Raw genomic sequence first — 12,101 nt, forward strand, 5'->3', positions numbered from 1 at the left:
GACTTGACGAGGCCCTGCATGCATCACCCCCGTTTTACGTTCGCGCCGCTGACGCTGGCGCTCTGCCTGGCCCTGGCCGGCCCCGCCGCCCACGGCCAGACGGCCGAACCCCACGTCCAGATGTCGCTGGCCGCCCAGCCGCTGGGCCAGTCGCTGAACGCCCTGGCCCGCCAGGCGGGCCTGGACCTGATCGTGCGCGGCGACCTGGTGCAGGGCTTGAACGCCCCCGCCGTCTCCGGCAACCTGACGGTGCGCGCGGCGTTCGACCGCGTTCTGGCGGGCAGCGGTCTGACCGCGCGGATCGATGGCTCGGCCGTCGTCATTTCGCGCGACCCGTCGGCCGGCGCCATCCAGCAGATGGACCAGATCACCGTGACCGGCAGCGAGGAAACCGCCACCAGCCCGGTCTATGGCGCCGTCGCCCGGCGCACCTCCACGGGCATCAAGACCGACACCGACCTGCTGGAAACCCCGCAATCGGTATCGGTGGTGACGCGCGAGCAGATCGAACTGCAGGGCGCGACGGGCATCGACGAATCGCTGCGCTACACCTCCGGCGTGGTGTCGGCCGCCTACGGCCAGGACCCGCGCGGCGACTGGATCCGCGTGCGCGGCTTCGCGCCCGCCAAGTACCTGGACGGCCTGCCCCTGCCCGACGGCGTCTGGACGGCCAACACCCGCTACGAGCCCTATGCGATGGAGCGCATCGAGGTGCTCAAGGGACCGTCCTCCGTCATGTACGGCGCGCTGCCGCCCAGCGGCTTCATCAACGCCGTCAGCAAGCGCCCCCAGGCCGAGGCCGCCCATGAACTGGGCATTTCGTACGGCACCGACGACCGCAAGGAAATCAGCGGGGACTTCACCGGCCCGCTGACCGAGGACGGCAAGGTGCTGTACCGCGTCGTCGGCCTGGCGCGGGACAGCGACACGCCCAGCGACTACGGCTACGACCGCCGCTACCTCCTGGCGCCGTCGCTCACCTGGAACCCCAGCACCGATACCAGCCTGACCGTGCTGGCGATGCTGCAAGGCGCGCGCTCGCGCGGCTGGGGCGGCTTCCTGCCCGCCGAAGGCACCGTCCTGCCCAACCCCAACGGCAAGATCGGCCCCAGCTTCTACGGCGGCGAACCGGGCTTTGACCGCTACGAAAAGAACACGCAGTCGATCGGCTACCTGTTCGCGCACCGCGTGAACCCGCAGCTCACCCTGCGCCAGAACGCGCGCATGAACTGGGCCGACGTGGACCATCCCTCCGTGGGCCTGCTCGGTTTCGTGCCGGGCAGCCTGCGGACCCTGAGCCGCTATACCTACACCCCGCGCGAAGACTCGCGCGTGTTCTCGATCGACAACCAGGCCGAGTACAAGCTGGACACGGGCCCCGTTTCGCACACGCTGCTGGCGGGCTTCGACTACAAGCGCTCGCGCAACGACTACGCCGTCGGCATGGGCTTCGATGCGCCGACGCTGGACGCCTTCGATCCGGTCTACGGCACGCAGTCGATCGTCAAGCCCGCCGATACCCAGCACACGCTGCAAACGCAGCAGCAGCTTGGCGTCTACGTGCAGGACCAGATCCGGTGGGACCGCTGGGTCGCCACCCTGTCCGGCCGCCACGACTGGGTGGACACCAAGACCGACGACAGGCTGGCCAACACCTCCAGCAAGCAGGATGACCGCAAGTGGTCGGGCCGCGTGGGTCTGAACTACCTGTTCGATTCGGGCTTCTCGCCCTATGTCTCGTACGCGACGTCCTTTGAGCCCGCCATCGGCCGCACGTATTCAGGCACGCCCTTCGTGCCCGTGACGGGTTCGCAGGTCGAGGTGGGGTTCAAGTACCGCCCGACCAACAGCGAATCGCTGTACACGATGGCCGTGTATGACCTGCGCCAGAAGAATGTGCTGGTCACCGACGTGAACGCGCCCGTGTTCGGCTACCAGATCCAGCAGGGCGAGATCCGCTCGCGCGGCGTCGAACTGGAAGCCCGCGCGCAGGTGGCCGATGGGCTGACCGTCATCGGCAGCTACACGTATACGGACGCCGAGGTCAAGAAGTCCACCGACCCCGCCACCATCGGCAAGCAGGTGCAATCGCAGCCGCGGCACCAGGCCGCGTTGTGGGTGGACTATCGCTTCCCGCAGGACGTCGCCCCCGGCTTCGGCCTGGGCGGCGGCGTGCGCTACACCGGCAGCAGCTATGGGGATTCGGCCAACGAATGGCAGACCGGCTCCAACACGCTGGTGGATGCGCAGGCCCACTACACCACCGGCAACTGGCGCTTGCTGCTGACCGTGAACAACCTGTTCGACAAGGAGTACATCGCGGCCTGCAACAGCATCACCTGGTGCTACTACGGATACGGCCGCAACGTGAACCTGACGGCGCGCTACACCTGGTGATCGCAAAGCGGGAGAGCCGGCGGCGCGGGCTGAGGCCCGCGCCGCCGGCCGCCCCGCCTACAGGTTGCGCGCGATGACCAGCCGCTGGATGTCGCTGGTGCCTTCGTAGATCTGGCACACGCGCACGTCGCGATAGATGCGTTCCACCGGGAAGTCCTTCAGGTAGCCGTATCCGCCCAGCGTCTGGATGGCCGCCGAACACACCCGCTCGGCCATCTCGGAGGCGAACAGCTTGGCCATCGAGGCCTCGGTCAAGGCCGGCCGGCCAGCGGCGCGCAAGGCCGCGGCATGCAGCACCATCTGGCGCGCGGCGTGGATCTGCGTGGCCATGTCGGCCAGGCGGAACGACACCGCCTGGTGTTCCATTATGGGCTTGCCGAAGGCCTGCCGGTCGCGGGCGTAGTCGCGGGCGCATTCGAACGCCGCCCGCGCCATGCCCACCGACTGCGAAGCGATGCCGATGCGGCCGCCTTCGAGGTTGGACAGGGCGATCCTGTAGCCCTCGCCTTCCTCGCCCAGGCGGTAGGCCGCCGGGATGCGCAGGTCTTCGAAGGCGATCTGGCAGGTGTCCGACGCGTGCTGGCCCAGCTTGTCCTCCACCCGCAGCACCTGGTAGCCCGGGGTGTCGGTGGGCACGATGAACGCGGAGATGCCGCGCTTGCCCGCGCCGGGGTCGGTCACCGCGAACACGATCACGGTCTGGCCGTTGCGGCCGGACGTGATGAACTGCTTGGCGCCGTTGAGCACGTAGCCGTCGCCGTCGCGCTGCGCGCGGGTGTGCAGGCTGCTGGCGTCCGAGCCGGCCTGCGGCTCGGTCAGCGCGAAAGCGCCGATGTGCTCGCCGCGGGCCAGCGGCCGCAGGAACTGTTCCTTCTGCGCATCGGTGCCGAATTTCAGGATGGGCATGCAGGCGACCGAATTGTGCACGCTCATGATGGTGGAGCACGCGCCGTTGCCCGCCGCGATCTCTTCCAGCGCAACGGCGTACGACACGTAGCCGCTGTCGTTGCCGTCCCATTCCTCCGGCACCAGCATGCCGAAGAACCCGAGCTGCGCCATCTCGGCGATGGCGTCGGCGGGATAGTGATGGTCGCGGTCCCAGCGCTCCGAATCGGGCGCCAGGCGTTCCTGCGCAAACCGGCGCGCCATTTCCTGGACGCTCTGCTGTTCTTCCGTCAAAAGCATGCTTGTCTCTCCTGGGTGCGCCGGCCGGCGTGCGGGATCGCCGCCAGGCTCTGTCTGCGCGAAAACGGGGCCCGTCGTGGGGGCCCCGCATGACTGCCAGAATATACCGCGCCCGCCGGCTCTCAGGCGCGCGGCGCGTCCTGTTCGGCGCGCTGGCGGGCCGGGCCGACCGCCCGGCTCAGGTTGTAGGCCGTGTTCACCAGGCCGATGTGCGAAAAGCCCTGCGGGAAATTGCCGACCAGCCGCCTGCGGACCACGTCGTATTCCTCGGACAGCAGGCCCAGGTCGTTGCGCAGCGACAGCAGCCGCTCGAAAAGGCGTTCGGCGTCGTCCAGCCGGCCCTGCATCACGTAGGCGTCCGCCAGCCAGAAGCTGCACGCGAGGAACACGCCCTCTTCGCCCTCCAGGCCGTCGTCGGTATGGTCCGTGGAATAGCGCCGCAGCAGCCCGTCGTGCAACAGCCCGCGCTCGATGGCCCGCACCGTGCCCGCCACGCGCGGATCGTCGGCGGGCAGGAAGCCCACCTGGGGAATCAGCAGCAGGCTGGCGTCCAGCGCCGCCGACCCATAACTCTGCACGAAGCAGCCGCGCTCGGCGTCGTAGCCGTGTTCGCAGATGTCGGCGCGGATCTGTTCGCGCAGGCGGCGCCACGCCGCCACCGGGCCTTTCAGGCCGAAGCGTTCGCAGCCCTTCACCGCGCGGTCGAACGCCACCCAGCACATCAGCCGCGAATGCGTGAAGGCGCGCCGTTCGCCGCGCACTTCCCAGATGCCGTGGTCCAGGTCCATCCATCGGCGCGCCAGCGGTTCCAGCAGCACCTTCTGCAGGCGCCACGCTTCGGCCAGCGGCGCCAGGTCCGCCACGCGCGCGGCGTACAGGGTTTCGATGAGTTCGCCGTAGACGTCGAGCTGATTCTGTCCCGATGCGCCGTTGCCGCTGCGCACCGGCAGGCTGGACGCGTAGCCCGGCAGCCAGGGAATCTCCAGTTCCGGCAGCCAGCGCCCGCCAGCGATGCCATACAGGATCTGAAGTTGGTCGGGGTGCCCGGCCACCGCCCGCAGCAGCCATTGCCGCCACGCCTCGGCCTCTTCGCGGTAGCCGGCGTTCAGCAGCGCGTAGAGGGTCAGCGCCGAATCGCGCAGCCAGCAATGGCGGTAGTCCCAGTTGCGGTTGCCGCCCAGCGCCTCGGGCAGCGAGGTCGTGGGCGCGGCGATGATGCCGCCGGTCGGCTGGAAGGTCAGCAGTTTCAGCGTGATCAGCGACCGCAGCACCGCGTCGCGCCGCGCGTCCGCCGGCCCGTCCCAGTGGCAGCGCTTGGCCCATTCCTGCCACCAGGAGATCGTGCGGTCCATGCTTTCGACGCGGTCCGGCACGAAGTGCGGAGTGCGGTGCGAACGGTGGTACGACAGCGTGAAAGGCACCACGCGCCCCTCGTGCACGCTGAAGCGCGCCGTGGTCTTCAGATCGTGCCCTTCCAGTTCCACGGGCGTATGCAGTTCGACCGCGTCCGGCCCGGCGATGGCGCTCAGGCCGTAGTCGCGGCGCCGCACCCAGGGCACGGCCTGGCCGTAGTTGAAGCGCAGCACCAGGTCCATGTCCATCTGCACGTGGCCCGATTCGCCGCGCACGACCCGCACCACGTCCACGCGCTCGTCGTCGTCGCTGAGCGGCATGAAGTCATACAGCGTGGCGGCCCCGGAGGCGGTCTCGTAGCGCGTTTCCAGCACGGCGGTGTCGGGCACGTACCGCCGCGAGACCGCGGCGTCCTTGTCGTGCGGCGCGATGCGCCAGCGCCCGTGGCGCTGGTCGCCCAGCAGCGCCGCGAAGCAGGCCGGCGAATCGAAATGCGGCAGGCAGAGCCAGTCGATGGACCCGTCGCGCGCGACCAGCGCTGCGGAAAGCATGTTGCCGATGAGCCCGTAGTCCTCCAGCGGTTTGGACATCAGCCCGCTCCGCGGAATTCCGGATACAGCGTCATTCCGCCATCCACGAACAGGGTCGTGCCCGTGACGTAGTCGGACGCGTCGCCGGCGAGCCACAGCGCGGCGCGCGCCACGTCCTCGGGTTCGCCGATGCGGCCGTAGGGAATCAGCTTGAGCAGATTGGCCAGGCTGTCGGGCGTGTCCCAGGCGGGCCGGTTGATGGCGGTGCGGATGGCGCCCGGCGCGATCGAATTGACCCGGATCCTGGCGGGCGCCAGTTCCTGGGCCAGGGATTTCATCAGCAGGGACACGCCGCCCTTGGAGGCCGCGTAGTTCACCTGGAACGCCCAGGGAATGACTTCGTGGACCGAGCTGATGAAAAGAATGTTGCCTTGGGCCAGGCCCTGCCGCGCCGGATCCGCGGGCTGCGTCTCGAAAGCTCGGGCCGCCGCGCGGGCGCAGAGGAAATGGCCCGTGAGGTTCACGTCGATCACCCGCCGCCAGTCGTCCAGCGTCATGTCGGCGATGGGCGAAGGATGCTCGATGCCCGCGTTGTTGACGAGGATGTCCAGCCGCCCGAAATGCCGAGCCGCCTGTTCGAACAGGTGGTCCACCTCGGCTTCCCGGCTGATGTCGGCCGCCGCGGCCACGGCGTGGCCGCCCAGGCGCTGGATGTCTTCCACCACCACGGCCGCGCGCGCCTGCGAATCGCCGCCCGCCCGGTGATTGACCACCACGCGCGCGCCCGCCTCGGCCAGCGCGATGGCGATGGCCCGGCCGATGCCCGACGACGCGCCGGTGACCAGCGCGACGCGCCCTTGAAGGTCTGAACCCTGCCGCATGCCGCCTCCTGCGCGGCGCGCGCCTGGCGCCGCCGCTCGGTGTACGAGTCAATCAGGTTAGTCCCGCCCTTCCGCAGGCACAACCCCGATGCGCAACAGGGTTTTACATGGCGGGCGCGACGGCGGCCCCGGCGATGCCGTGGCGCGCGAGCGCCTCCCCGACGAAGCCGCTCGCCTTCATCTCTTCGACGAAATCCGACAGCGCCTTCTGCGCCTCGGCCCCCCGGCTCCGGGGCAGGCCCATCGCCTGCCGTATGGTCATGAAGCTGCCGGGCAGCAGCCGCAGGCCCGCTTGCTTCCGCGCGTCCGCCTCCAGTTGCTGGAGCACGCCCGCGGCCACGTCGGCGCCCTCGGCCAGGAACGTGGCGACGACGGACGGGGAAGTCGGCGCGCGCGTGATCGTGGCCCGCTTCAGTTCGCGCGTCAGGAACAGGTCGTACGCGCTGCCCTTTCCGACGGTGACGCGGTGGCCCTCGCGGTCGACCTCTTCCAGCGCCCGCAGCGGCGACTGCTCGCGCACCAGGTAGGCGCCCTGGATGAGCACGTACGCGTCGGTGAAGGCGATGCCCGCGGCGCGCAGCGGATCGATGGCGAAAAAGCCGATGTCGGCGTCTTCCCGGCTTACCGTTTCCACCGACGCGCCCGCGCTGTCCAGCACGACCAGGTCCAGGGGAACGTCCAGCTTGCGCGCGAACGCCCGCGCCAGGTCGACGGACACGCCCGCGGGCTGGCCGGACGCATCGCGCCCCGCGAGGATGGGGTTGCCCAGGTTGATGGAAGCGCGCAGGCGGCCCGTGGGCGCGAAGGTGGAAACGATGCGATTGTCCAGTTTCATGATTGCAAGCAAAGAAGAAGGGTTCAGGCGCTGCAGCGGCCCAGGGCGCCGCCGCAGCAAAGGTCGATGCGCACCGGCTCCAGCGTGTCGCCGAACCAGGCGTTGAGCGCCGCGCGGCGTTCCCCGACGTAGGCGGGCTGCCCGGCGTCGTCGAGCGTCATGCCCAGGTCGTGGCCGGGCACCAGCAAGGTTCCGGGCACCTTGCGCCACAGCGCCCAGATGCGCTCCAGCGTGGCGCGGCTGGCGGCCATGTCCGCGGTATCGTTGACGCTGCCCGACAACAATTCCGCGCGGTTCTTGGCGGCGTCCCCGGTGAACAGGACCGGCTGCCGGCGGGCGTCCACGTAGAACAGCAGGTGGCCGGGCGTATGGCCCGGCGAGGCGATCGCGCGCATCCCGGGCAGGAATGCGTCGCCGTCGCGGATCCGGCGGACGCGCTCCGAGACCGCCAGCTCGCGCACGTACAGCTCGGGCAGCGGATTGAATCCCGGAGGCTGGGCCGCCGCCCAGGCCAGTTCCTCTTCGCCTATCCAGACCTGGGCATTGGGAAACAGCGTGAAGTTGACGGCATGGTCGTAGTGCGCATGCGTCAGCACCACGTCCGTGATGTCGGCCGCCGCCACGCCGCAGCGCTCGAGGTGCTGGCCCAGCAGGTGCCGCACGCCGAAGGCGCCCACGTCCACCAGAATATTGCGGCCGCCGCCCCGCAGCAGCGTCGTCGTGCTCCAGCCCAATCCGCCGTGGCACAGCGAACGGCCCGGATAGCCCTGTATCAATACGTCGACGTCGTACATGGCCTACTCCGCCTGGACGCGCGCATCGGCGATCAGCTTGCGGTAGCGCAGCAGGTCTTCCTGGATCTGGCTGGCGAATTCCTGCGGGGTGCCCGCCACGATCTCGTTGCCGCCCTCGGTCTGGAGCTTCTGGACGACGTCGGGCAGGCGGGCGGCGCGCACCACTTCCTCGTGCAGCCGCGCGATGATTTCCGGATCCGTTCCCGCCGGCGCCAGCAGCCCCTGGAACTGCGTCACCACGAAGTCCCGGTATCCCAGTTCCTCCATGGTCGGAGTATCGGGCAAGGCCTCGGCGCGGCGCGGGCCGGACACGGCATAGCCCCGCAGCTTGCCCGAGCGCAGGTGCGGCGTGGCCGTCACCACGGTATCGAAAGTGAAGCTCAGTTGTCCGCCCAGCACGTCGGTCAGGGCCTGCGCATTGCCCTTGTACGGGATGTGCGTCAGTTGCGTCTGCGTCATGACCGACAGCAGCTCGCCGGCCAGGTGGCCGCCCGCCCCCACGCCCGCCGAACCGTAGCTCAGTTGTCCGGGCTTGGCGCGCGCGGCGGAGATCAGGTCGTCGACGCTGTGGATCGGCGATTGCTGCGGCACGACCAGCACGTACTGGTAGCTGGTGATCTGGCTGATCGGCGCCAGGTCCGCGACGGGATCGTACGGCGTCTTGCGATACAGCGACGGGTTCACGACCAGCGGCCCGCTCGCGTCCAGCAGCAAGGTGTAGCCGTCCGGCGCCGCCTTGGCCACGTAGTCCGTGCCTATCATCCCGTTGGCGCCGGGCTTGTTCTCGACGACGAAGGCCGCGCCCATGCTGACCGACATTTTCTGCGCGATCACGCGGGCCGTGATGTCGGCCGCGCCGCCCGCGACGTAAGGCACGATCACGCGCACCGGCTTGCTGGGATAGCCCGCCGCCTGCGCGGATGCCGTCAGCAGCGCGCCCGCCACGGTCGCGGCGATTGCGGCTATGTTCTTCATGTTTGTCTCCGTATTGGTATTGCCGGCGGGCGTCAGGCCGCCGGCGCGTCCGCGTGGCGGCGCAGCAGCGCCAGGACTTCCGCGCTCAGCGAAATGCCCTGCTCCTTTTGCCGCGCCATCTTCGCCAGTTCGATCTCGCCCGGCTGGATCACGGGCCTTGCGGGATCCGCCGGCGCGCTGTCATGCAGGATCCGGGCGAAATCGTTCATGCGCTCGGTGAGCCATTGCGCCGACCCGAGCCGGCGCGTATCGATCAGCAGGAAGAAATGCCCCAGGTCCTGCGGCTGGTCCGGCGCGTCCACCCATGACTTCACGTGCGTCAGGTAGGCGGCGTTGGACAACAGCCCCGCGAACAGATCGACCATCAAGGCCAGGCCGTAGCCTTTGTGCCCGCCGATCGGCAGCAGGAAGCCGTCGAGCGCGGCCTTGGGGCTGGTCGTCGGCTTGCCGGCCGCGTCGGTGGCCCAGGTGTCCGGGATCTCCTGCCCCGCTTTCAAGGCATTGCGGATCTTGGCGCGCGCCACCACGCTCATGGCCATGTCCAGCAGGAAATGGGCGCCGCCGGGATTCGGCACCGCAAAGCCGATGGGGCTGTTGCCCACCCGCGCGTCGGTGCCGCCCCAGGGCGCGATAGTGGTGGTCGCGTTGCTGCCGATGATGCTGGCGTAGCCCGCTTCCGCGGCGATCAGGCCATAGGGCGAAATGGGCCCGAAATGGTTGCTTTGCCGCGCGAAGGCCATGCCGATCCCGCATTCGCTCGCCGCCTCCATCGCGGCGCGCAGGGCGTGCATGCCGACCAGCGGCCCCACGCCGTTGTCGCCGTCCACCAGGCGCAGGCCGGGCGCGGGCCGTTCCACGCGGATATGGGCGCGGGGGTTGATGCCGCCCACGCTCAGCCGTTCGCCGTACGATTCGATGCGGCTCAGGCCGTGGGTGGACAGGCCGAACAGGTCCGCCAGCACCAGCACCTGGACCACGTCGGCGGCGTCCTGCCGCGGCAGGCCCAGGCTTTCGAATGCGCGCATGCCCAGTTCGGTCAGCTCGCCTTCGGGGATCGGGGGGGTATCTTGCGGTTGGGTACTCATGAATGTGCTTCCTGGGAAGTAACGGAAATGCGGAGGTGTCGGGTCATTCGGAGGACAAGCGCGCGTCGCGCACCACCTTCCCCCAGCGGCGCTCTTCGGCGTCGATGAAGGCCGCGAATTCGGCGGGCCCGGCCCCGGAGGCTTCGCTCGCGTCGTGGGCAAGCCGTTCGCGCACGGAGTCGGTGCCCAGCGCCTTGACGGCCGCCTGGTGCAGGCGTTCGACCACGGGCGCCGGCGTGCCGGCGGGCGCCAGCAGGCCGAACCATTGGGAACTCTCGAATCCGGGATAGCCCTGCTCGGCCACGGTGGGCACGTCGGGCAGCACCGGCAGGCGGCGTTCCGACCCCACGGCCACGATGCGGATCTTTCCCGCCTGGGCGTGCGGCAGCAGCCCGGGAGTGCCGGCCGCCGCGGCGTCGATATTGCCGGCCAGCAGGTCGCTCACCTGGGCGCCGGTCCCTTTGTAGGGCACGTGGACCACGTCGATGCCGGTCGCCGTCTTGAGCATCTCGAACGCCAGATGGCCCGCGCTGCCGTTCCCGGCGGATCCGTAGTTCAGGGCGCCGGGACGGGCCCGCGCCAGGGCCACGAATTCGGGCAGCGTCGACGCCTGGACCTTGCCGCCCACCGCGAACACCATCGGCAGCTTGGCCAGCAGCACGATGGGCGCGAAGTCGCGGCGCGGGTCGTAGGGCAGCTTGGGCACCATGGACGGGTTCACCGCCAGCGTGCCCACGTGGCCCAGGATGAGCGTGTAGCCGTCGGGCGCGGCGCGGGCCGCTTCCATCGTCGCGATCATGCCCTGGCCGCCGCCCTTGTTCTCCACGATGACCTGCTTGCCCAGGTCGCGCGACATTTCCACGGCCACGGCGCGGGCCACGACGTCCGAGCTTCCGCCCGGGCCATAGGGCACCAGCAGCCGGATCGGGCGCTGGGGCCAGTCGCCGCCCTCGGCATGGGCGGCGGGCGCGGACAAGAGCATCAACGGGGCGCAGGCCAGCGCAAGAACAAGCTGCCGGCGTAGGCGGCGGACGCGAATCATGGGGTCGTCTCCAGTGAATGCCGCGCTCGGGGCGGCTTGGGAGACATGATGCGCAGCGCGCACAGTAGTGTAAAGTGCAAAAATTAGATCAATTCTTGTCCAAAACGCATGAAATTCGATTTGGCCGATCTGCGCGCCTTCCTGGCCGTCGCGGACCTGGGCAGCTTCCGGGCCGCTTCCGAAGCCCTGCACCTTTCGCAGTCCGCGCTGTCGCGCCGCGCCGACAAACTGGAAGCCGCGCTCGGCGTGCAGTTGCTGACGCGCACCACCCGCAAGGTCGAACTGACGACCTTGGGACGCGGGTTCGTGCCGCGCGCGCGCAACGTGCTCAATGAACTGGAAAGCGCCCTGGTCGGCATACAGGACGTGGCCGAGCGCCTGTCGGGCCTGGTCACCATCGCCTGCGTGCCCTCGGCGGTGGCCTACTTCCTGCCCGGCGTGATCCGCAGCTATCACGAGCAGTATCCCCGCATCCGCATCCGGATCATCGACGAGTCCTCGTCGCAGATCCTGACGGCGGTCGCGCGCGGCGATGCCGATTTCGGCCTGACCTACATCGGCGCGAACGACGCGGACATCGAATTCAAGCCGTTGCTGGAAGAACCGTTCGTGGCGGCGGTCAGCCGCGAGCACCCGTTCGCCAGGCGCGAGTCGGTCACCTGGGCCGACCTGAACGCCCATCCCTACATCAGCCTGGCCCAGGGCAGCGGCAACCGCTTCCTGATCGACCAGGCCCTGGCGCACAGCGGCATGCGCCCCCGCCATTTCTGTGAAGTCCAGCACGTGCCGGCGCTGGTCAGCATGGTCGAAGCGGGCCTGGGCGTGGGCGTCGTGCCGCGGCTCGCCATGCCCGCGGGGGAACACGCCGCGCTGGTCAGCGTGCCGCTGCGCGAGCCCGCCATCACCCGGACCATCGGACTGATCCATTGCCGGGGCAAGGAGATCAATCCCGTGGCCAAGCTGTTCTACGATCTGTTGGCGGCCAGGGTCGGGGCGCGGCAGGATGCCTGAGCGCGCCCCGAGG

At 69.4% G+C, this 12,101-nt stretch carries 10 protein-coding genes; 2 read left to right on the forward strand and 8 right to left on the reverse strand.

What is annotated here, in order from left to right:
• Positions 1-18 precede the first annotated feature (18 nt).
• Positions 19-2,397 carry a TonB-dependent siderophore receptor gene (locus WHX56_RS20930; protein ID WP_338878860.1) on the forward strand — a complete coding sequence of 793 codons (2,379 nt, stop codon included), beginning with the start codon at positions 19-21 and terminating at the stop codon, positions 2,395-2,397.
• 57 nt (positions 2,398-2,454) lie between these two features.
• Here WHX56_RS20930 and WHX56_RS20935 read toward each other — a convergent pair whose 3' ends face one another.
• From WHX56_RS20935 to WHX56_RS20970, 8 genes are all read right to left on the reverse strand, one after another.
• A complete protein-coding gene (locus tag WHX56_RS20935; RefSeq protein WP_338878861.1) occupies positions 2,455-3,582 on the reverse strand; it encodes an acyl-CoA dehydrogenase family protein in 1,128 nt (375 codons plus the stop codon).
• Between the two features lie 122 nt (positions 3,583-3,704).
• The gene (locus WHX56_RS20940) at positions 3,705-5,525 is read right to left on the reverse strand and encodes a glycoside hydrolase family 15 protein (RefSeq protein ID WP_129240706.1); all 1,821 of its coding nucleotides are present in this window, start codon (positions 5,523-5,525) and stop codon (positions 3,705-3,707) included.
• Positions 5,525-6,346: a glucose 1-dehydrogenase gene (locus WHX56_RS20945; protein WP_287756116.1), complete on the reverse strand. Its 822-nt coding sequence runs from the start codon at positions 6,344-6,346 to the stop codon at positions 5,525-5,527. The genes WHX56_RS20940 and WHX56_RS20945 overlap by 1 nt, the downstream gene beginning before the upstream one ends.
• 103 nt (positions 6,347-6,449) lie before the next feature.
• Positions 6,450-7,181 carry an ABC transporter substrate-binding protein gene (locus tag WHX56_RS20950; protein ID WP_338878862.1) on the reverse strand — a complete coding sequence of 244 codons (732 nt, stop codon included), beginning with the start codon at positions 7,179-7,181 and terminating at the stop codon, positions 6,450-6,452.
• Positions 7,182-7,204: 23 nt separating this feature from the next.
• Positions 7,205-7,975 (reverse strand): MBL fold metallo-hydrolase, encoded by a 771-nt coding sequence (locus tag WHX56_RS20955; RefSeq protein WP_338878863.1) that lies wholly within the window; start codon positions 7,973-7,975, stop codon positions 7,205-7,207.
• A 3-nt stretch (positions 7,976-7,978) separates the two neighbouring features.
• Complete coding sequence (locus WHX56_RS20960; protein WP_338878864.1) at positions 7,979-8,950, reverse strand: tripartite tricarboxylate transporter substrate binding protein; 972 nt, start codon at positions 8,948-8,950, stop codon at positions 7,979-7,981.
• A gap of 32 nt (positions 8,951-8,982) precedes the next feature.
• The gene (locus WHX56_RS20965; RefSeq protein ID WP_338878865.1) at positions 8,983-10,035 is read right to left on the reverse strand and encodes an Ldh family oxidoreductase; all 1,053 of its coding nucleotides are present in this window, start codon (positions 10,033-10,035) and stop codon (positions 8,983-8,985) included.
• 43 nt (positions 10,036-10,078) lie between these two features.
• The gene (locus WHX56_RS20970) at positions 10,079-11,077 is read right to left on the reverse strand and encodes a Bug family tripartite tricarboxylate transporter substrate binding protein (RefSeq protein WP_129240700.1); all 999 of its coding nucleotides are present in this window, start codon (positions 11,075-11,077) and stop codon (positions 10,079-10,081) included.
• A gap of 108 nt (positions 11,078-11,185) precedes the next feature.
• Here WHX56_RS20970 and WHX56_RS20975 point away from each other — a divergent pair, with 108 nt between their 5' ends.
• The gene (locus WHX56_RS20975) at positions 11,186-12,088 is read left to right on the forward strand and encodes a LysR family transcriptional regulator (RefSeq protein ID WP_338878866.1); all 903 of its coding nucleotides are present in this window, start codon (positions 11,186-11,188) and stop codon (positions 12,086-12,088) included.
• Positions 12,089-12,101: the final 13 nt, after the last annotated feature.

Origin of the sequence: Achromobacter veterisilvae (assembly GCF_037619525.1) — a bacterium.
In the GTDB taxonomy this organism is placed as follows: domain Bacteria; phylum Pseudomonadota; class Gammaproteobacteria; order Burkholderiales; family Burkholderiaceae_B; genus Achromobacter; species Achromobacter veterisilvae.